The sequence below is a fragment of the Neobacillus niacini genome (genome assembly GCF_036961885.1).
Lineage (GTDB): Bacteria > Bacillota > Bacilli > Bacillales > Cytobacillaceae > Neobacillus > Neobacillus niacini_H.
On sequence record NZ_JBALNQ010000027.1, the window covers coordinates 62,502 to 82,879 of the forward strand.

19 protein-coding genes and 2 pseudogenes are annotated in these 20,378 nt (G+C 38.3%); 17 read left to right on the top strand and 4 right to left on the bottom strand.

What is annotated here, in order from left to right:
- Window positions 1–25 precede the first annotated feature (25 nt).
- The 6 genes from V7124_RS12720 (at window position 26) to V7124_RS12745 (ending at window position 6,243) form a co-directional block, all read left to right on the top strand.
- Window positions 26–457, top strand: a complete 432-nt coding sequence (locus tag V7124_RS12720) for a Rieske (2Fe-2S) protein (RefSeq protein ID WP_335489549.1) — start codon at window positions 26–28, stop codon at window positions 455–457.
- A 25-nt stretch (window positions 458–482) separates the two neighbouring features.
- On the top strand, window positions 483–1,436 hold the full coding sequence (locus tag V7124_RS12725) for a 2-hydroxyacid dehydrogenase (RefSeq protein ID WP_335489552.1): 954 nt from the start codon (window positions 483–485) through the stop codon (window positions 1,434–1,436).
- 19 nt (window positions 1,437–1,455) lie between these two features.
- A complete protein-coding gene (locus V7124_RS12730) occupies window positions 1,456–2,622 on the top strand; it encodes a saccharopine dehydrogenase family protein (protein ID WP_335489555.1) in 1,167 nt (388 codons plus the stop codon).
- 231 nt (window positions 2,623–2,853) lie between these two features.
- A complete protein-coding gene (locus tag V7124_RS12735) occupies window positions 2,854–4,245 on the top strand; it encodes an MFS transporter (RefSeq protein ID WP_335489558.1) in 1,392 nt (463 codons plus the stop codon).
- Between the two features lie 270 nt (window positions 4,246–4,515).
- The gene (locus V7124_RS12740; RefSeq protein WP_335489561.1) at window positions 4,516–5,430 is read left to right on the top strand and encodes a DMT family transporter; all 915 of its coding nucleotides are present in this window, start codon (window positions 4,516–4,518) and stop codon (window positions 5,428–5,430) included.
- A gap of 96 nt (window positions 5,431–5,526) precedes the next feature.
- Window positions 5,527–6,243 carry a FadR/GntR family transcriptional regulator gene (locus tag V7124_RS12745; protein ID WP_335489564.1) on the top strand — a complete coding sequence of 239 codons (717 nt, stop codon included), beginning with the start codon at window positions 5,527–5,529 and terminating at the stop codon, window positions 6,241–6,243.
- 72 nt (window positions 6,244–6,315) lie between these two features.
- Here the strand turns inward: V7124_RS12745 and V7124_RS12750 are convergent, their stop codons facing one another.
- Window positions 6,316–6,966 carry a GntR family transcriptional regulator gene (locus tag V7124_RS12750; protein WP_335489567.1) on the bottom strand — a complete coding sequence of 217 codons (651 nt, stop codon included), beginning with the start codon at window positions 6,964–6,966 and terminating at the stop codon, window positions 6,316–6,318.
- A gap of 350 nt (window positions 6,967–7,316) precedes the next feature.
- Between V7124_RS12750 and V7124_RS12755 the strand changes: the two genes are divergently transcribed.
- From V7124_RS12755 to V7124_RS12790, 8 genes are all read left to right on the top strand, one after another.
- Window positions 7,317–8,744 (top strand): NAD-dependent succinate-semialdehyde dehydrogenase, encoded by a 1,428-nt coding sequence (locus V7124_RS12755; protein WP_335489570.1) that lies wholly within the window; start codon window positions 7,317–7,319, stop codon window positions 8,742–8,744.
- A 24-nt stretch (window positions 8,745–8,768) separates the two neighbouring features.
- Window positions 8,769–9,617, top strand: a complete 849-nt coding sequence (locus V7124_RS12760) for a 3-hydroxyacyl-CoA dehydrogenase (protein WP_335489573.1) — start codon at window positions 8,769–8,771, stop codon at window positions 9,615–9,617.
- A gap of 27 nt (window positions 9,618–9,644) precedes the next feature.
- Entirely contained in the window at window positions 9,645–10,358 is a 714-nt protein-coding gene (locus tag V7124_RS12765; protein ID WP_335489576.1) for a CoA transferase subunit A, read from the top strand.
- The gene (locus tag V7124_RS12770) at window positions 10,342–11,019 is read left to right on the top strand and encodes a 3-oxoacid CoA-transferase subunit B (protein WP_335489580.1); all 678 of its coding nucleotides are present in this window, start codon (window positions 10,342–10,344) and stop codon (window positions 11,017–11,019) included. Before V7124_RS12765 ends, V7124_RS12770 begins: the two co-directional genes overlap by 17 nt.
- A 22-nt stretch (window positions 11,020–11,041) precedes the next feature.
- Window positions 11,042–11,818, top strand: coding sequence for an enoyl-CoA hydratase/isomerase family protein (locus tag V7124_RS12775; RefSeq protein ID WP_335489582.1), 777 nt, complete (start codon window positions 11,042–11,044; stop codon window positions 11,816–11,818).
- 10 nt (window positions 11,819–11,828) lie between these two features.
- Window positions 11,829–12,977, top strand: coding sequence for an acyl-CoA dehydrogenase family protein (locus tag V7124_RS12780; RefSeq protein ID WP_335489585.1), 1,149 nt, complete (start codon window positions 11,829–11,831; stop codon window positions 12,975–12,977).
- A gap of 16 nt (window positions 12,978–12,993) precedes the next feature.
- Complete coding sequence (locus V7124_RS12785) at window positions 12,994–14,187, top strand: thiolase family protein (RefSeq protein ID WP_335489588.1); 1,194 nt, start codon at window positions 12,994–12,996, stop codon at window positions 14,185–14,187.
- Between the two features lie 84 nt (window positions 14,188–14,271).
- A complete protein-coding gene (locus V7124_RS12790; RefSeq protein ID WP_335489590.1) occupies window positions 14,272–15,351 on the top strand; it encodes a tartrate dehydrogenase in 1,080 nt (359 codons plus the stop codon).
- Between the two features lie 589 nt (window positions 15,352–15,940).
- Here V7124_RS12790 and V7124_RS12795 read toward each other — a convergent pair.
- Window positions 15,941–16,156, bottom strand: a pseudogene (locus V7124_RS12795) (carbon starvation CstA family protein); the annotation flags it as partial.
- A gap of 18 nt (window positions 16,157–16,174) precedes the next feature.
- Between V7124_RS12795 and V7124_RS12800 the strand changes: the two are divergent.
- Both V7124_RS12800 and V7124_RS12805 read left to right on the top strand, forming a co-directional pair.
- A pseudogene (locus V7124_RS12800) lies at window positions 16,175–16,693 on the top strand (HAD family hydrolase); the annotation flags it as partial.
- A 175-nt stretch (window positions 16,694–16,868) separates the two neighbouring features.
- On the top strand, window positions 16,869–17,144 hold the full coding sequence (locus V7124_RS12805; RefSeq protein ID WP_335418114.1) for a hypothetical protein: 276 nt from the start codon (window positions 16,869–16,871) through the stop codon (window positions 17,142–17,144).
- 74 nt (window positions 17,145–17,218) lie between these two features.
- Here V7124_RS12805 and V7124_RS12810 read toward each other — a convergent pair whose 3' ends face one another.
- Both V7124_RS12810 and V7124_RS12815 read right to left on the bottom strand, forming a co-directional pair.
- Window positions 17,219–17,671, bottom strand: coding sequence for a S1 domain-containing RNA-binding protein (locus V7124_RS12810; RefSeq protein ID WP_335418112.1), 453 nt, complete (start codon window positions 17,669–17,671; stop codon window positions 17,219–17,221).
- 168 nt (window positions 17,672–17,839) lie between these two features.
- Window positions 17,840–18,430 carry a guanylate kinase gene (locus V7124_RS12815; protein WP_335489593.1) on the bottom strand — a complete coding sequence of 197 codons (591 nt, stop codon included), beginning with the start codon at window positions 18,428–18,430 and terminating at the stop codon, window positions 17,840–17,842.
- A 384-nt stretch (window positions 18,431–18,814) separates the two neighbouring features.
- Here V7124_RS12815 and V7124_RS12820 point away from each other — a divergent pair, with 384 nt between their 5' ends.
- Window positions 18,815–20,260: a DEAD/DEAH box helicase gene (locus tag V7124_RS12820; RefSeq protein ID WP_335489596.1), complete on the top strand. Its 1,446-nt coding sequence runs from the start codon at window positions 18,815–18,817 to the stop codon at window positions 20,258–20,260.
- Window positions 20,261–20,378: the final 118 nt, after the last annotated feature.

The following is a 20,378-nucleotide window of genomic DNA, read 5'->3' on the forward strand; positions in this document are numbered from 1 at the left end:
TTTTATCAAAGGAGGTATATAGATCTTGGATCAGGTAGAAAAAACACTAAATCAAAATCGTTTGGTATTATTTCCTGCTGATCAACTGCAGCCTGGGGAAAGAAAGCTAGTAAAAGTAGATCAGATTGAAATAGCCGTGATGAATGTAGATGAAAACATATACGCTATTCGAAATGAATGCCCCCACCAGGGAATATCGATGATATACGGATCTATATCGGGAACAATGGTGACATCAAAACCTCAGGAATACCAATATGGTATGGAAAATGAATTAATTAAATGCCCTTTACATGGATGGGAGTTTGATTTAAAAACAGGTAGATCTGTATTTTCTCCAAATCAAGTTTCACTGCATATCTACGATGTCAGGAAAGAAGATGAGAACATTGTTTTGTATCTAAGAAGAAGTCCTGAGAAAGTAATAGTTCAAGACTTTTCGTGCAATCACAAATAGGATAAGGGAGTAGAGGTGGAAACTGATGTTAATTGTATTTCCAGATGCGGATCCACAATTAAAAGAGATTTTAACAGAGTATCTCCTTAACCCATTAGAACAAATTGCAGAAATTCGTATTTACGAGGGAAGACCTAAAACACAGGAAGAGTATATTAATAGGGTTAAAGATGCAGATGGTATTCTTCTAGGGTGGTCCATTCCTAATGAAGTAATTGAAGAATGTCGTCATTTAAAAATCATATCCTTTACATGCATTGGGGCTTCTAATTTCATTGATTTAGACTTTGCAGCATCACGGGGTATTATTGTGACAAATACACCTGGATATGCTGATAATGCAGTTGCGGAACATGCGTTGTCCTTAATGATGGTGCTGGCAAAAAATCTTAAAATACACCATGAAAATATCGTTGGTGGGATATGGGAACAATCCAAAACTAGTATGGAGTTAAGAGGTAAAACAATCGGTTTAATCGGATTGGGTGGAATAGGGCAGCGAATGGCTGGATTATGTAATGCGCTTGGGATGAATGTCATTTGTTGGACCTTTAATCCGAATGAAGATAGGGCTCGGAAACTTGGGGTGAAATTTACTAGTTTAAAAGAGTTGTTATCCCAATCAGATGTTGTTTCCCTGCATTTACCATATACGAAAAAAACAAAAAAACTTCTAGGGGAAAGAGAACTACTGCTTATGAAACAAGAGTCCTTTTTGATAAACACATCAAGAGCAGAGTTAATTGATACCCAATCACTTGCAGAAGTATTGGCTTTAAAACAGATTGCTGGGGCTGGGATTGATGTGTTTGATGAAGAACCAATAGCTAATGATAACCCCCTACTGGGACTATCAAATGTAATTTTGACACCACATATGGGTTTTAATACCCCTGAGGCTGGGGAAGAAATTTTAAAAATATCAATTAATAATCTTGTTCAATTTTTTAATAAAAATATTCAAAATATAGTTAATTAAACATAGGAGTGAGATAATTATGAAAATTATTGTTATTGGTGGAGCGGGAATTCAAGCGTTAGGAACTATCTTTGATTTACTAGAAAATAATGAAGTAAAAGAGGTTATGGTTGCTGATATCTTATTTAAAAAAGCAGAAGAAAGAGTGAATATGATTGGAGATCCACGATTAACAGCAAAGCAAATTAATGTATTAAATGAGCAAGAAACAGCTGATATCATTCGAGATTTTGACGTAGTTATTAATAGCGGGCCAGCTTTCTTATGTCCCAATGTAACAAGAGCAGCCTTAAAGGCAGGGGTAAATTATGTTGACCTCGGCGCATGGCCAGAAGATACAGCTGAACAATTAGAACTGGCAGCAGAATTTGAAGCAAAAGGAATTACGGCTGTTCTCGGAATGGGAAGTGGACCAGGGATTTCAAATATGATGGCACTGGCTGGTGTGGAGCAGTTAGATACGGTTTCGGATATTGATATCACTATTGCCATGAAAGATTTAACTGAATACCAATCTCCTTTAGTAACACCATATATGTTGGATACGATTATCGATGAATATACGTTAAATCCAGTGGTGGTAAAGGACGGCAAGATTACTAGTATCGACCCGTTAATTTCTAGACCTGTTGATTTTAAGGATCCTATTGGACTTGCTAACCCGGTTTATACTATTCATCCAGAACCTGTAACTCTCTATGAATCTTTTAAAGAGCTTGGCTGCAAAAACACTACATTCAGTATTGCACTGCCAAAGGAATTTCATGAGAAGATTGAATTTTTGGTCCGTCTTGGTTTTGGCAGTAAGGAGCCAATCAATATGGGTGGGGTAGAGGTTTCTCCAAGGCAAGCTTTGTTATCTGTTGTAAATCAATTACAACATCCAAAAGTGGACAAAGAGCAATATAGCGTGACGCGTGTGGATGTTACGGGGACGAAGGACGGACGTAATGAGAAGGTTGTTGTAGAGGTTTATGTGGGAACCGCAAAAAGGTGGAACATCCCAGCGGGTGCATTGAAAACGTCTGTACCGCCGTCCATTGTAGCTCAAATGCTTGCGAAGGGCCAAATATTACGAAAAGGAGTATTCCCTCCGGAGAAATGCATTGAAACCGTTCCATTTTTCAAAGAATTAGCTCTAAGAGGTATGGAAGTATCCACGAAGAAAGTTGAACATGCTTTATAAAGAAAAATCGAAATAAAACTACAATGACAGGGTTAAGGGTTTCTGATCCAAGCAATTTTGTTCTGTAAGTTTATAAAAATAAATTCTTAACCCTGAATTTTATTACTTTTCCTTCTTAGTTCTTCAAGACATATTTTATTAAATGGCGACAAAAGGAATTTTTCGCAAATTATTTCATTGAATCTCAGTCATGAAGATAAATTGTTCCATAAAAACAAAGGAGGAAAATGAATGTCAACAAAATCTCGTAATATTGTGGATGATTCACCATTAATGAAATTCCACATCAAATTAACATTATTTTCATCAGGTGGCCCTTTCTTAGATGGTTATATACTCAGTATAGTAGCAATGGCATTAATTCCATTAAATCAATCATTTGAAATCAACAGTTTTTGGAATGGGCTTCTAGGTTCGTCTGCTTTAATAGGAATATTCATTGGTGGAATAGTTTTTGGATATCTATCAGATCGAGTTGGCCGAGAGAGTATGTACCGTTTAGATCTTATAGCGTTTCTTGTTCTATCTATCCTTCAAATATTTGCGACCAGTGTGGAAATGCTATTTGTTCTGCGACTATTGCTAGGCATAGCCATTGGGGCCGATTATCCAATAGCTACCTCGTTGTTAACAGAATTTGCACCTAAAAAATATCGTGGGAAAATGATTGGATTCCTAACAGTATCTTGGTATGTCGGGGCAACAGTTGCATACTTTGTAGGATACTTTTTATTAAGCTTTGGTCCAGACGCATGGAAATGGATGTTAGGATCAAGCGCGATACCTACAATAATTGTTTTATTAATGCGGTTAAATACTCCTGAATCACCAAGATGGCTCTTAAGCAAAGGACAGAAAGAAAAAGCACTGAAAATAATGAAAAATATCTATGGAAATGACATCACATTAGCGGATATTCCAACAGCACCAGCTCAAAAGCCTAGTTTAATGAGACTTTTTTCGCCCGCATATCGAAAACGTACGATATTTGTCATGTTATTCTGGAACTTTCAATTAATACCTATGTTCGCGATTTATACATTTGCTCCAACTTTGTTAGAAACATTTAATTTAAATAAGGGCGATTTGTCCCATATAGGGTCAGCATTTATCTCAGTGCTATTTTTAATAGGATGTACAGTAGCCATGTTTTATATTGATAAAATTGGACGGAGAGCTCTTTTAATTTGGGGATTCTTTTTTACTACCATCGCCCTTCTAGGTCTAGGTTTAGCACCTGAAGCTAGCAGTTGGATCATCATCAGTTTATTTTTTATGTATGCATTTTTTGCGGGAGCTCCTGCCATTCTTGAATGGGCATATCCAAATGAACTATTCCCAACAGAAATCAGAGGTACAGCAGTTGGTTTTGCTACTACAGTAACGAGAATTGGTGCTTCAATTGGAACATTCGGATTACCAATTGCTTTAGCATCATTTGGGGTAGGACCTACTATGCTAATAGCAGCAGGATTGAACGTTATCGGGTTGCTGGTAGCTATTCTTATGGCACCTGAAACAAGTAATCTTAGCTTAGAAGAAGCAAGTAATGAATCAGCTGGATTATTGGATGAAAAAGAGTATGTTTCAATTCGACACAATTTGGAAGATCAAAAATTATAGATAATATTGATATTTATTAAAATAGTGGAGTTCACTTAAACTAATAAGTACTTGCCTAAAGCATTTTTCAAAGGGGTTTTCTATCTTGGGTTATTAATCTTGGGTTATAAAGGGAACTCTGAACGCAATTGTTTTAATGTGGGCTCATTATCTGGTGTTATTAACGGGAATCAATTATATGAGTAAACTCAACAAGGATATTAAATCACATAAATTTTGTTGAGTTTACTCCTTTTTTGTAAAAAATTTTTAACTTAGTCGGTGACACTAATGGGATACTCGAAAATTTGGATTTATTTGATTCTAGCAAATCTCTTTTGGGCTGGGAATTTTCTATTTGGAAGTCTCATCGTAAATGAGATTTCACCATTTTGGATTACATTTTTACGGTGGACTTTAGCAGCAGTATTATTGCTTCCAACTGCATATTTTTTCGAAAAACCCCATTGGAGTACTATTAAAAATGAGTGGTTTTACCTGGCGCTAATGGGGGTATTGGGGATAGCAGGCTATAACATAATCCTAATGGCAGCCTTGGAATATACTTCGGCAGCAAATGCCGCGGTTGTCAGTGCTTTAAATCCAGGTATCATAGTGTTATTTTCGTTTATATTTCTGGGTGAAAAGCTATCTAAATTGCAATTCTCAGGTTTGATTATTTCTATTTTTGGAGTAATGGTGATTCTAACTAAAGGAAATATAAATGATTTTTTTTTAATAAGTTATAACAAAGGCGACCTTTTCATCATTATTACTGTTGTCCTTTGGACCTTTTATTCAATAATAGGAAAAAAACTTACAACTCCACCCATTACTGCGACCGCAGTGTCAACATTATTTTCCGTCTTGTTATTACTCCCGTTTACTTTTGTTGTAGATAGGGGGATCTCTAATGTAAGTCCATTGTCCATTATTGGACTTATCTATATGGTTATTTTTTCATCAGTTTTATCTACAGTATTGTGGAACATTTCGGTTCGAGGAATTGGAGTTAATAAATCAGGCATTTCCATGAACCTTACTCCCTTCTTTACTGTTCTTCTTACAATTGTCCTAGGCGAGGAGATAATCAAGGAGCAAATCATTGGAGGCATATTTGTGTTATTCGGTGTATACTTAACCTCAGGACTATTAGATCAAAGATTTAAAATCATGAAGGAAAACAAGCAAATGCAGAAATACTAGTATTGAGTTGTAGGAAATTTTTTAAAAAAAATTATAAAGGGGGAAGTGACCATAAAATTAAATAAAGATCCTTCAGTAAAATCATATATAAAAATAATGGAAGAAATACGCCACTTAATTCTCGAAGGTGGATTGTCGCCAGGGGACCGCTTGTTATCTGAACGTGAATTGGCTTCTCAGTTACAGGTAAGCCGTACGGTTATAAGAGAGGCCCTAAAGTCAATGGAGTTGCTAGGGATAGTAGAGGTTAAGGCAGGCGGTACTTTTATTAAAGAACCAGAATTAAACGGGATATACCATACGCTTTCTTATACGATGGCTTTGGATAGTGTTACTATTACAGATTTATTAGAAACAAGAAAAATCATTGAGGTTCAAGCAATTAAATTAGCAGCAGTTCGCAGATCAAGTACTAATCTGTCGATACTTTCCGAGATATTAACAGAAATGAAACAAGCATTAATAGAAAACGATTTGAAGAAAAGTGTATCTGCCGACCATAAATTTCATTCCTATTTGGTGAAATCCAGTCAAAATAAGGTTTTGTCGATCATGATGGACGCAACATCTGATTTGTTTCGTGAAGTATTATCGATAACTAGAGAAAAATTAGGTCAATTCAATGGTATGGATAAAGCAATTTATGCACAGCATTATTCCATTTTTAAAGCAATTAAAGATCAAGATGTAGAATTTGCTGAGACTATTATGACTGAACATTTGGACTCGTTAGATAATGAGTTAAAATTGATTACTCAAGGTATTGAACCAGAGCCTCCGAAAACAGATGATATTGATTTTAATGAAATTTAATATTGCTTATGGTTATAAATGAAAAAAAGCAGGAAAAGTTCTCTCACTCAGACCTGCTGTTTTTCATTTTTACTAACTTGTGCTTGAATTTTGGTAATTATCTTTTATCGCTGAAATATGGTGCTGTCGAATGAATTGTTCTATTTCTTGGGAGGGATGATCTGAAGTCAGCAACGTAATGATTTTTTCATGCTCACTTATTGCCTGGTTAGCACGTACTGGAAAGTACATAGGCTTTAACCGTCTAATCGTATCGAGTTTCTCCCACGACTGTTCAATTAATTTATACAATGATTTATTAGTGCATTGTGAAATGGTATAGAGATGGAACTCTTTATTTAGTTTTATAAAACGATGAAAATCAAATTGATTTAAGGCATCCCTAATTTGAGCATTGATATCATATAATTTCGTTATTTGTTCATCTGATACATTAGGCGAACTTATAGTTACAGCATATCCTTCCAGTACTGCTAGTGTTGAAAGGACTTCAGAATATTCATTTTCATCAATAAATGAAACTACAGCCCCGCTATGGGCCTTTATCGTAACAAGTCCTTCTGCTTCCAAACGGCGAATTGCTTCGCGAATTGGTATAGCACTTAAAGCTAACTCCTTTCCTAGTGTGTCAATAACTAAGCGTTGACCTGGTGCATAAAAACCTTCTAAAATATGAGACCGAATAAATTTATAGGCTATCTCCTGCTTATTGTCCTTTTTCATATTTTATATTATATATGATTTTATATATCCTTTCAATAATAATGATTCTAAAAACTTTATATTCAAAAAATGTTATTTTCGGAACATTAACTAACAGCAGTTTCAATCTTGTTTAATGAGATCAAAGTTATTTTAAACCACAAACAAAAAATCAAATAAAGTGGATATTATTAAAAGGATACATCTCGTTTCTAGCAGTATTTGCTAAAAGAGTTTATCTTTTTTTTTAAATTAATAAAATTTAATCATTCTGAATATTTGCAATTGAAATCATATATGATTTGATATATGATAAATACTATAACAAACGTAGTAAACAAAACATTAAGCAAAAAGAAAGGGGTTACAAAATGTATATTAACGGGGAATGGCTTCAAACAAATGAAACATTGGAGGTATTTAATCCAGCAACAGGAGAGCTAGTGGATAAAGTGTGCACAGTGGGGATTCTCGAAACAAATGTGGCAATTCAGGCGGCAAAGGCTGTATTTGGTGAATGGTCCCAGCTTCCTGCAGATGTACGTGCAAACTATTTACATAAAACTGTGGAAAAGTTGAAAGAGCAAGCTGAGCAGTTAGCGGAGTTGATAACAAAAGAAATGGGGAAATCCATTCATAATGCCAAATATGAGGTTCAAAGCACAATCTCATTTTTTCAATGGTTCGCAGAAGAAGCACGAAGAGTATATGGAAGAACGATTCCGGCTGCGGCTGATAATAAACGTATTACAGTAACGAAACAACCAGTCGGAGTGGTGGCAGCGGTTACACCTTGGAATTTCCCGCTATCGATGGCAGCAAGAAAACTAGCTCCTGCCTTAGCTGCGGGTTGTACGGTTATTCTCAAGCCTTCAAAAGAAGCTCCATTATCATCACTGGCACTCTTTAAAATTTTTGATGAAGTAGGAATTCCAAAAGGTGTCGTTAATCTAGTAATGGGCAATTCCGATAAAATTGTCGGGACATTGATGGAAAGCAAAGATGTTCGAAAAATTTCCTTTACAGGTTCAACTGAAATCGGGAAGAAATTGATTCGCCAATCCGCTGATTCAGTTAAAAGGGTATCGATGGAATTAGGGGGGCACGCTCCTTTTATTGTGTTTGAAGACGCCGATTTGGATTTGGCAATTGACGGAGTTATCCAAAGTAAATTCGCTTCCTCGGGACAGCAATGTGTATGTACGAACCGCGTCTATGTACATGACAGCATTTATGATGAGTTTGCGGTGAAACTAAAAGAAAGAGTTTCCCAATTGAAGGTCGGGGATGGACTGGATGCATCTAATCAGGTGGGACCTCTTATTAATGAAGGAGCCCTTAGTAAGATGAAGGAGCAAGTGGAAGATGCTGTGTCAAAAGGCGCATCTGTCCTTTTCGGAGGGGAAAGAATTACTGGCGGTGAGTATGATAAGGGATTTTTCTACTGTCCTACCTTACTTTTAAATGGAAAAGAAGGAATGAAAATTTTACAAGAAGAAACATTTGGTCCGGTTGCTCCTTTAATTCGTTTTTCTTCAGAAGAAGAAGTGATCCAGCGGGCAAATGATATTGAGTATGGTTTAGCTTCCTATTTTTATACAAATGATTTGTCACGGATGTATCGTGTCTCAGAAAAATTGGAATATGGAATGGTCGGGATCAATGATTCTGCTCCGTTTTCTGTTCAAGCACCATTTGGGGGAGTAAAAGAGAGTGGGTTGGGCAGAGAAGGCGGCAGTGAAGGCATAGAAGATTACCTAACTGTAAAAATGACCTCTACTAGAATTAAGTTAGTATAACCAAAAGGAAAAGGGGAAAAAGGAATGGAAAAGTTAACAGTTGTTGGGTCAGGAGTTATGGGAAGAGGGATTGCGTATGTTGCCGCACTTGGCGGTTTTCGAGTTTTTTTACACGATGTGAGCCAAGAAAATTTGGATAAAGCTAAATTGTATATAGAAAAAGAAATGACGAAAAGTGCTGATAGAGGCTACCTGAAAAGAGAACAGGCTTCCCAAGCGCTCCAAAGAATTGAATATTCCAGCGACTTAGAGATAGCGGCCGGGGATGCAGATATTGTCATCGAAGCCGTCTTTGAACTGATGGAGCTGAAAGCAGACATTTTTAAACAATTGGACAAAATTTGCCCGGAGCATACGATTCTAGCAACCAATACCTCAACGATGAGCCCGACCGAAATTGGCGCACAAACATCAAGGCCGGAAAAGTGCATCGCGATGCATTTCTTTAATCCAGTCCATAAGATGAAGTTAATTGAAATCATTAGAGGCTTGGATACTTCAGATGAAACGGTTGAAAGAACGAAGGAAATAGGCAAGAAGTTAGGCAAAGAAACAGTAGAGGTGAATGAATTCCCTGGTTTTGTAACAAGCCGTATGAACTGTTTAATTGGAAATGAAGCCATGAACATGCTGATGGAAGGCGTGGCCTCTGCAGAAGATATAGATAAAGCGATGAAGCTGGGGTTGAACCATCCAATGGGACCGTTAGAGCTTGCGGATTTAGTAGGTTTAGATACTCGGTTAAGAAATATGGAATACCTTTATAAAACCTTGGGTGAAAAGTATCGTCCCTGTCCGCTGCTCATCAAATATGTGAAGGCAGGCCGTCTTGGCCGAAAAGCTGGATCCGGTTTCTATCATTATGACAAATAGCTGAATGTATGAATTGGAGGTTAAAGAATGAAACAAACATTAGGCTGTGAAAAAGTAAAATCAGCTGAGGATGCGATTAAATGGCTTAAAAATGGGGACCGTGTCTTAGTTGGGGGCTTTGGAATTTGCGGAACCCCATTTACCCTAATCGATACGATAACAGAATCAGACCATGCGAGAGATTTAACCATTATCAGCAATAACTTAGGAGAAGCAGGAAAAGGGCTGGGAAAGCTATTAATCTCTAAACATATAAAAAAAGCAGTCGGCTCTTATTTTACCTCAAATCGGGATGCCGTAAAAGCATGGAAAAGCGGTGAACTGGAAATTGAACTTATCCCGCAAGGCACGTTAGCAGAAGCAATTCGAGCTGGCGGCGCAGGCATTGCAGGATTTTATACAAAAACAGCAGTCGGCACGAAGCTCGCTGAAGACAAGGAAGAACGCGAATTCGATGGTGAACGCTATATTTTTATTAGAGGAATTAAAGCTGACGTTGCGTTAATCAAAGCGGCAAAGGCTGACACAATGGGGAACCTGATTTACTCCAAAACGGCGCGTAATTTTAATCCAATGATGGCGACAGCAGCTGATCTGGTGATTGCCGAAGTCGATGAAATTGTCGAGACGGGAACCTTCGATGCCGAGCAAATCGTGACACCCCATTCCTATGTTGACATCATTGTGATAAATGATCGTTATGAAAAAATAGGAGGAGAGTTTCTTGAACGTAACCGGTAAGAATCAAGCAGTTGACCGCATAAGAATTGCTAAGCGAATTGCGATGGAACTCCAGGATGGAATGGTTGTCAACCTAGGCGTGGGGATTCCAACATTAATTCAAAACTATTTAAAACCGGATAGCCGCGTATACTTACAATCAGAGAATGGACTATTAGGAATGGGGCCGACACCTCCTAAAGAAGAAATCGATATGGATTTAATCAGTGCCAGTAAACATCCAATCACATTAGGACAGGGATCGTCTATTTTTTCAAGTGCTGATTCCTTTGTAATGATCCGCGGCGGACATGTCGATTTTGCAGTCATGGGGGCACTTCAGGTTGGTCAGTCTGGGGAAATTGCCAATTGGGCTGTTCCTGGACAGGACATACTTGGAGTAGGCGGGGCAATGGATTTAGTCGCCAGTGCCAAGAAAATTATTATCGCTATTTCTCATACAACGAAAGATAACGTCCCTAAAATTGTAAAAAAACTTACCTGCCCGACGAGCGGGATCCGGACAGCGGAGATGATTGTGACAGAAAAAGCTGTTTTCCGTATTGAAAATGGCTGCTTATATCTTGAAGAGGTCTCCGAGGACAGCAGTGTGGATGAAGTAAGGAAGCTGACAGAGGCAGAATTTATCGTTTCAAAAGATTTAAAAAGAATGCCAGTTTAATAGGAATAGAGGTGTAAAAAGGATGGAGTTTGACAACATTCTCGTTAAAGAAGAAATGGAAATCGGTTTTATTATTATTAATCGTCCGGAATTGCGGAATGCCTTAAATCTTGAGACCCTGCTTGAAATTGAACAGGCACTGGATCATTTACGGATAAATCAAGAGATTCGAGTGGTTATATTTACAGGGGCAGGTGAAAAATCATTTGCTGCCGGAGCAGATATCAGTCAATTAAATAAACGGACGATGATTGAAGCGCTTGGGCCCAATATGACGGCAACTTACCGGAAAATAGAGGAATTTGAAAAGCCAACCATCGCTGCGATAAATGGCTTTGCATTGGGTGGAGGATTAGAATTGGCACTTGCCTGTGATATCCGCATTGCTTCTTACAATGCAAAAGTAGGACTTCCGGAAGTTGGATTAGGAATTATCCCAGGTGCAGGCGGTACTCAAAGACTTACTAGAATCGTTGGCAAAGGCAAAGCGATGGACCTCATTTTAACAGGGGACATCATTACAGCTGAAGAGGCCGAGAGAATTGGCCTTATCAGTAAGGCGGTCCCCCTGGATGAGCTAATGGAAAAAGTAAAGGAATATGCAAATAGAATTAGTTTAAAAGGTCCTTTAGCACTGCGTTTAGCGAAGGCGGCAGTAAACCACGGTGCAGACATTGGGATGGAAACAGCTCTTTATTTAGAAAAACTATCCCAGACGATCTTAATGGGTTCGGAAGATAAGGGTGAAGGAACGCAGGCTTTTTTAGAAAAAAGAAAGCCGAAATTTCAAGGTAAATAGGAGGGACATAATGGATTTTACATTTTCAGAGGACACTCAGCTATTAAAGGAAGCGGTTCATGATTTTGTTCAAGGAGAAGTAGAAAAGGTAGCAATGGAAATTGAGGAAAAGGATGAAATCCCAAGCCACATTATCGAAATGTCGAAGGAAATGGGGTTATTCGGCTTAAGCATTCCTGAAGAATATGGCGGTCTTGGCCTTGATATGGTCGGAAAATGCGCCATTTATGAAGAACTAGGCAAAACCCATAATGGGTATACCACGCTCATTGGTGCCCATACGGGAATTGGCTCAGTGGGAATCGTGGAACTTGGAACGAAGGAACAAAAAGAAAAATATTTGCCAAAGATGGCAAGTGGCGAGTGGATGGGTGCTTTCGCTTTAACGGAACCAAGTGCAGGATCCAACGCAGCTAACTTAAAAACGAAGGCAGAAAAAAAGGGAGATAAATATATTCTAAACGGTTCAAAACACTATATAACAAATGCAGTTTGCGGAAATGTGTTTACGGTTATGGCCGTAACGGATCCAAGTAAAGGGGCAAAGGGTATTACGTCTTTTATCGTCGAAAAGGATTTTCCTGGCTTTATCGTAGGAAATGTCGAGAAAAAAATGGGACTTCGCGGTTCACATTCAGCTGAGCTTTTCTTTGAAAATTTGGAAGTTCCAGCCGAGAATGTATTAGGGGAAGAAGGACAAGGCTATGTTAATGCGTTGAAAATCCTGGCTAATGGAAGAGCTGGACTGGCGGCACGAAATTTAGGTTCCTGTGAAAAGCTCCTCGAGCACAGCATAGATTATGCCATGCAAAGGGTTCAGTTTGAAAAGACGATTTTTGAACAGCAGGCAGTTCAGCATATGCTGGCCGATATGGCTATGGAAATTGAACTGCTCCGTTCCATGACTTACCGTGTAGCCTGGATGACAGATAAGGGAATGCGGGTAGTGAAAGAAGCTGCAATGGCGAAGCTATATGGGTCAGAGGTCTACAATCGGGTTGCCGATTTGGCCGTTCAAATTCATGCGGGAATTGGTTATATGAAGGATTATCCAATTGAGCGCTTCTACCGTGATGCGCGGATTACGAAAATTTATGAAGGCACTAGCCAAATTCAAAAAAATATCATTGCCAATGAATTAAAACGGGAGTTTCGATAAAAGCGGGGGTGTCAGAATGAAAAATGCAGTAATCGTTGATGGTGTCAGGACTGCCATAGGGAGAATGGGCGGAACACTTAAGGATGTTGAAGTGGATTTCCTATCCGAAAAAGTCATGCGAGAAGTATTAGTCCGAAGTCAAATGAATGGCAAAGACGTGGATGAAGTTGTATGGGGTCATTCAAAACAAAGTTCAGATGTACCCAATTTAGCCCGTTTAGCTGCACTCAGAGCAGAGCTTCCAATTGAAGTACCAGGTTATACAGTCCATCGTCAATGCGGCTCAGGCCTTCAAGCAATCAATAACGCGGCACAGCAAATTATCTGCGGCCTTTCGGACATTGTGCTGGCTGGCGGAGCGGAAAGTATGAGTAACGCGCCTTATTATTTGAGAAAAGCAAGATATGGTTATGGCGCTGGAAATGCAGAAATCGTTGATTCAAATACCGAGAGTCAGCCAAGGGCTCAGCCTATTGAAGTGTATGGTCAGCTGACAATGGGACAGACTGCAGAAAATCTGGCGGAAAAGTATAACATCAGCCGGGAGGAGCAGGATTCCTTTTCTTTAGAAAGCCAGCAAAAGGCAGCAGACGCGATCAAAGCCGGAAAATTTAAAGATGAAATTGTTCCATACGAAGTAAAAATAAAAAAAGAGAAGATTTTCTTTGATACAGATGAACATCCTCGGTTAACAAGTTTGGAAAAACTTGCTTCTTTAAAGCCTGTTTTCAAACAGGGTGGAACCGTCACTGCGGGTAATTCAAGCGGCCGAAACGATGGGGCAGCAGCACTTGTCTTAATGTCAGAAGAGGAGGCATTAAACCGTGGACTGACACCGCGTCTCCGGATTGTATCGCAAGCGTCTGTCGGTGTTTCTCCAGAAATTATGGGGATTGGTCCGGTACCTGCAACACTTAAGGCACTCAAGTTGGCGGGCCTAACATTGGATGATATCGATTTGATCGAATTAAATGAGGCATTTGCCGCACAAGCATTAGCAGTTGTGAAGGAATTGAATATGGATCGAAAAAAATTAAATGTAAATGGCGGTGCCATTGCACTCGGCCACCCAATCGGCGGGACTGGAGCGATTTTGACAGTGAAAATCATGAAGGAACTTGAGCGGTCTGGCGGGCGATATGGTTTAATCACTGCTTGTATCGGCGGCGGTCAAGGAATAGCAACAATTGTTGAAAATCTAAGAGTGTAGACATTTTGTCTTGATAATACAGGATGCAGCGAAAGTTTTGAGGCGAAACCAGAAATTTCAAAAATATAGAATAGAGGTAAAAACATGAATCATTATTCAATAGCTTTGCTACCCGGTGATGGGATAGGAGTCGATGTTGTCCGTGAAGGGAAAAAAGTATTAGATACTATTTGTGATCTTCATGGGGGAATATCACTTTCATATACAGAATTTGATTGGAGCTGTGAGTATTATGCAAAGCACGGCAAAATGATGCCTGACAATGGTTTGGATATATTGAAGGACTTTGATTCTATCTTTCTAGGTGCGGTTGGTTATCCAGGGGTTCCTGACCATGTATCATTGTGGGGGCTGCTTTTGCCAATAAGACGGCAATTTGAGCAATATATTAATTTGCGTCCAGTAAAACTATTAAGAGGGATTGATTCTCCTCTTGCAGGGAAAACCTCAAAGGATTTGGACTTTATTGTCATCAGGGAAAACAATGAGGGCGAGTATTCAAACATAGGGGGCCGTATGTATGAGGGAACCGATATGGATATGGCTATTCAAAATAGTGTATTTACCCGAAAAGGAGTAGAAAGAGTACTCCGCTATGCATTTAATCTAGCCGAAAAACAGGGAAAAAGAAAGCATGTTACAGCAGCGACGAAATCGAACGGGATTAATCATACCATGCCATTCTGGGATGAATACGTAGAGAGGATTGGACAAGAATATCCGGAGGTAAAAAGCACCACGGTCCATATCGATGCACTAGCCGCCTTTTTCGTCAGTAAACCTGAAACCATGGATGTGGTTGTTGCTTCCAACCTGTTTGGAGATATATTAACCGATCTTGGTGCAGCGATTGTCGGCGGACTTGGTATTGCTCCATCTGCAAACATTAATCCTGAAAAGAAGTATCCTTCAATGTTTGAACCTGTGCATGGTTCAGCACCTGATATTGCCGGAAAAGGGATTGCCAATCCACTTGCCTCCATTTGGTGCACGAGTATGATGCTTGATCATTTAGGGCATAAAGAATCGGCACAAGCGGTAATGGGAGCGATGGAGGATGTTCTTCAGGAGAAAGAAGTACTGACACCGGATTTGGGCGGACATTCAACCACCGAGCAGGTTGGGGACTATATTTGCGAAAAATTGAAAACACGGCTAGGCTAAGAAAAAACAAAGAAAAAAGCGGTATTGACCGAGACTGCTGAAAATTTTAGCATTTTAAAGTTACCGCAATGAAAATAAAAAGATTAGGGGATGATTTTGACCATTACCTAATCTTTTTTTCGTTTTTTAGTTATTGTAAAAGTAAATAATGGGTTTATTTTTTAAACCATTAACGTGATAATTCGTTTCATGTTCATTACGAAGATGGTTGTTGCACTTTGTATGTGCATACCTATTAAACCAAGGGAATGACTTTTTTTAAACCCATGGCGATTCTATAACTCTGCATTTTTAGCTTCAATCATATACCTGTTTTTCGCTAATTCCTTGAATTCATCTGTTTCGTGATAGAGTTGATGTTCTTCATGAATTTTATCCTACTTCAAAGTTACAGTGTATGTTTTACTTGCCGCTCCTTCTTTATAACAGCCTTCTCTAAGTGCACAAACCTTACACTTCTCAATATCAAAGTAATGGGTTTCTCGTAACACAGTTCCTTCAATAGCGTTTTTTTCTTTCCGTGTAATGCTTTCTTAACAGCCATATGCCCGGCTGTACATACATATCGCCTTGCATCCTTATTGTATTCCATCGGACCAAAAGCAGGACCTGTACCAGCAATATTCAAAAGCTGATTAAGGAATTCTTATAGATGCTCATTGGCACATAGCCAACACCATCGTTATTGACATAGGCTGTGTTGTCGATCTTCTTTTACACAAAAGATTTTTTCAATGAATTTACCATAGGTAAAATAACTAATAATTAAGAATGCAATTCCTCCTAATAAAGTATACAAATTCATTCTCCTTCTTTTTTAACCGTTCCAGGTTATCGAAAAGAAGCTTGGACTGCAGGTCTAAAGACATTGGGTGTGGATGACCCCGATTTCGGATTTGAACTGGCCGAAAGGTTCCCGCAAGAGCGTAGAAACCTTCCGTTTGTGTACGAGGAATCGTTTGATATTCTAGAATCCTTAAAGGGTAAGTATCAGCTGCTTCTACTAACGAATGGTTCACCAGATTTACAGCATACGAAACTATCGATTACACCAGAGCTAGTGCCGTATTTTGACCAGATTGTTATTTCAGGTGCGTTTGGAAGAGGCAAGCCCGACCCTTCGATATTTGAGCATGCGCTGTCACTTATGTCATTAGAGAAGGACGAAGTGATTATGGTGGGGGATAATTTGATGACGGATATTCTGGGTGCGAATTCGGTAGGAATTAAATCCGTTTGGATAAACCGTCACGATAAAGAGAGAAATGAAGTCATCCCAACATTTGAAATTAAACACTTGGAAGAGCTTTTTCCATTGTTGGACGAGTTAAATAAGAAATAAGGAAAAATACAAAGACTGTTCATAAATATCAAGGTATTAAAGTTTTATGTTTGTCTCCCTAACAAAATGGTTGATTGTCACTTTGTCTGTCGCATATAATCAGAATCACTCTATAAATCTAATCAAAGCTATTGACTTCGGCTGTTTTTATTATATATAAAAAGGAGCGAACAATTTGCTTAACAGTAAATGGGAAGTACAAGTCTTTCTTAATACTTTCGAAGCATTTGCCAATTGGGATGGGGAAAAACATTTTATTACCATGGAAACAGAAAATCCTAAAGGGATTTTGACAATTATGAAGTCTGAAGAAGGAACATTTTATTATCATCGTAAAAATGAACTGTATTGGGATCTTAGAGAAATAAAAGTTGAAACAGAAATATTGACAGACATAATCTGGGCATTTAGGATAGCAATCAATAAATCAATTAAAGAAATCGTTGTGTAATTCATATCTAACTCATTCAGGCAAATATAAAAAAGAAGGCAAACCTCATCAGGCTTGCCTTTCTTTATCTATAGTTATCCTCGTCTTCCGCCTCTTCCACCACGTTTGGTTTCAGTATTACGTTTTAGGCTGGATAAATTTTCTTCACTCGCTTTTAAGAATTTAGCCACTTTATCTTCAAAGTTTTCTTTTGGCTTAAAACTTCCGCCTTTTGACCGGAAGTCCTTTGATTGCCTATTATCTCTTCCTTGACGTTGTGGACGTTGAGAATAAGAAGAAGTTTGTCCTTCTGGTTTATCAATTGCTTTTTTAATAGACAAGGCAGTTTTTCCGTCTTTTTCGCTAATTACCTTAACTTCAACCTGGTCTCCAACTTTTAAATGATCATTTACGTCTTTTACATAGCTATCTGCTACTTCGCTGATATGCACAAGACCAGTTGTGCCACCTGGTAATTCTACAAACGCTCCAAAATTTGTAATTCCCGTTACTTTACCTTGTACTTTACTGCCTACTTCGATCGACAAAAAGAGTTCCCCCTATATAATGTTTTCAACACTTAATTTTACACTAATCTAGATACAATTTCAAGTTATTATTTATTTTCATTGATCAACCTAGAAACACACTTATCCATATAAAAAGGGACCATTAAAAGGATGAATATCCCGTGAATGGTCCCTTTTTGTGTGTTTTTAATAATCAGTGACAATTCTATTTCGATCGAGAAAAGCTTCAATGACTTCACTGACTTGAAAAGAAACCTGTGGTGAATCATAGTTTTCAAAGAAATGTTCACATTTATTTTTATATTCCATGGTTTCATCATAATGAGCTAAATGTCTCTGGATGTCTTCTTCCGTATCCTTACGTGCCTTATGTCGCTCGATAACCGTTTCACGGTTAGAGAAGATGAAAAACCGCATCACGCGCTCACCATACATGTTTTTTAATTTCTCGGTACCTTCTGGGTTCAAAGTCAGGTAAACTAGATTATGATTCTCAAACGCTTTAACAATATCCTGTTCACGAATTCCATAATGAATTCCATCAATTTCTACCGTTTCAAGAAATTCTTGGTTGTCCTCCATCTTTTTGAAGGCTACATCCGTTACGAAATGGTAGTCTTCACCATCTTGCTCATAATGACGGGGAGATCGAGTAGTGTATGAGAGGACAGTTTCCATGTCAAACGCAGTAGCAACCATTTTGGCTATAGTTTTTCTCCCAGAACCATCAGGTCCTGTATAAATGAATAGTTTTTCCTTTTCTTTAATCTTATACATAGATTACCTACCTCCTGTAATGAAAATATTCTCTAAAAAAATAGAACCTACGAGTGGATGATCATGATATCTTTACATTATTGTACTATCCTTAAAACAGGATATTTTCATTATAACAGATTTAAGTCGGGATTTTTGACTTTTCTGTTTTTTATTATATAGGTGAATCAAAAAGTGCATAATGGGTATGAAAATTAATGTACAGTTTATTTAAAAGATTGTAAAGGTGTTATGTAACAGTATACTGAAATTTAATAATTATACATTAAATTCGATTCTTCTTTTTTTTCAAGTATAATGAATATATTCAGATTTTGCATATGAAATTTCTTTGTGAGAAATCCTATATAGAAGTTGGATAATATAAAAAAATGAGGTTACTACATGAGTGAAATTAATTTTGGAGATTATCAATTAAGCGGGGAAATAAAGAGAGCACTAGCTGTTTTAAAATATGATAATCCTACAGAAGTACAAAAGGAAGTCATTCCGAATGCATTGGAAAATCATGATTTGGTTGTAAAATCTCAAACAGGCTCGGGTAAAACGGCTTCCTTTGGCATTCCAATTTGCGAAATGTTGGAATGGGAGGAGAAAAAGCCGCAAGCATTAATTCTTACACCAACTCGTGAGCTTGCCGTGCAAGTTAGAGAAGATATAACAAATATTGGCAGATTTAAACGGGTTAAAGCGATGGCGGTTTATGGAAAAGAACCTTTTTCAAAACAAAAGGATGAATTAAAGCAAAAGACGCATGTCGTGGTCGGGACCCCTGGCCGAACGATGGACCATATAGAAAGGGGAACGCTCGAATTAGACAAAATCAAGTATCTGATTATCGATGAAGCGGATGAAATGTTGAATATGGGCTTTATTGACGAAGTGGAAGCAATCATTAAAGAACTTCCAACAAATCGTGTGACGATGGTCTTTTCGGCGACACTTCCAAAAGATGTGGAAAATCTATGCCATCAATATATGAAAAATCCAATACATATCGAAATTGCTTCCACTGGTGTTACTACAAATACCATTGAGCATGCCAACATCGAAGTAAAGGACGAAGACAAGATTTCACTACTTAAAGACGTAACCGTTGTTGAAAACCCAGAGAGCTGTATTATTTTCTGCCGGACGAAAGAAAACGTAGAGAATGTGTATTCAGAATTGGACAAAGCCAATTACCCATGTGAAAGACTTCATGGTGGAGTAGAACAAGAAGCTCGTTTTTCTGTAATGGACGGTTTTAAAGCGGGGAATTTTCGTTATCTAGTGGCAACAGATGTGGCTGCAAGGGGAATTGATATTGATAATGTAACTTTGATTATTAATTATGATGTGCCCATGGAAAAAGAGGGCTATGTTCACCGTACTGGAAGAACGGGAAGAGCCGGTAATAAAGGAAAAGCCATCACGTTTACAACACCTTATGAAGGGAAATTCCTGAAGGCTATCGAAAGGTACATTGGCTTCGATATTCCTGAAATGAATCCTCCTTCAGAGGCTGAGGTTTTGAGTGGAAAAACTGCATTTGAGGAAAAACTAAGCGGTCGGAGAGTCGTTAGAAACAATAAAACGGCACGAATCAATAAGGATATTACAAAGCTGCACTTTAGCGGAGGCAAAAAGAAGAAGCTTCGCGCAGTAGATTTCGTTGGGACGATATCAAATATTCCTGGCGTTACGGCAGATGATATTGGTATTATCACCATCCAGGACAACTTAACCTATGTGGATATCCTAAATGGAAAAGGTTCGGTCGTGATTCAAGCAATGGAAAATACCACCATCAAAGGAAAAAAGTTGAAAGTGAGTAAGGCATTAAAGTAATCCATTCAAACAAGGGCGATTAATCAACACACTATCGTCCTTATTTTTATAATGAAGGCTGTGTTAAATGATACTTTTGATTTTATAACCTGTTGATTTGAGCGGAAGGCACGAGACT

Coding starts and splice junctions, on each gene's coding strand:
- V7124_RS12730 (WP_335489555.1), top strand. CDS start 1,456: ATGAAAATTATTGTTATTGGTGGAGCGGGAATTCAAGCGTTAGGAACT.
- V7124_RS12760 (WP_335489573.1), top strand. CDS start 8,769: ATGGAAAAGTTAACAGTTGTTGGGTCAGGAGTTATGGGAAGAGGGATT.
- V7124_RS12725 (WP_335489552.1), top strand. CDS start 483: ATGTTAATTGTATTTCCAGATGCGGATCCACAATTAAAAGAGATTTTA.
- V7124_RS12785 (WP_335489588.1), top strand. CDS start 12,994: ATGAAAAATGCAGTAATCGTTGATGGTGTCAGGACTGCCATAGGGAGA.
- V7124_RS12815 (WP_335489593.1), bottom strand. CDS start 18,430: ATGTATAAGATTAAAGAAAAGGAAAAACTATTCATTTATACAGGACCT.
- V7124_RS12740 (WP_335489561.1), top strand. CDS start 4,516: ATGGGATACTCGAAAATTTGGATTTATTTGATTCTAGCAAATCTCTTT.
- V7124_RS12745 (WP_335489564.1), top strand. CDS start 5,527: ATGGAAGAAATACGCCACTTAATTCTCGAAGGTGGATTGTCGCCAGGG.
- V7124_RS12820 (WP_335489596.1), top strand. CDS start 18,815: ATGAGTGAAATTAATTTTGGAGATTATCAATTAAGCGGGGAAATAAAG.
- V7124_RS12775 (WP_335489582.1), top strand. CDS start 11,042: ATGGAGTTTGACAACATTCTCGTTAAAGAAGAAATGGAAATCGGTTTT.
- V7124_RS12750 (WP_335489567.1), bottom strand. CDS start 6,966: ATGAAAAAGGACAATAAGCAGGAGATAGCCTATAAATTTATTCGGTCT.
- V7124_RS12780 (WP_335489585.1), top strand. CDS start 11,829: ATGGATTTTACATTTTCAGAGGACACTCAGCTATTAAAGGAAGCGGTT.
- V7124_RS12755 (WP_335489570.1), top strand. CDS start 7,317: ATGTATATTAACGGGGAATGGCTTCAAACAAATGAAACATTGGAGGTA.
- V7124_RS12735 (WP_335489558.1), top strand. CDS start 2,854: ATGTCAACAAAATCTCGTAATATTGTGGATGATTCACCATTAATGAAA.
- V7124_RS12765 (WP_335489576.1), top strand. CDS start 9,645: ATGAAACAAACATTAGGCTGTGAAAAAGTAAAATCAGCTGAGGATGCG.
- V7124_RS12790 (WP_335489590.1), top strand. CDS start 14,272: ATGAATCATTATTCAATAGCTTTGCTACCCGGTGATGGGATAGGAGTC.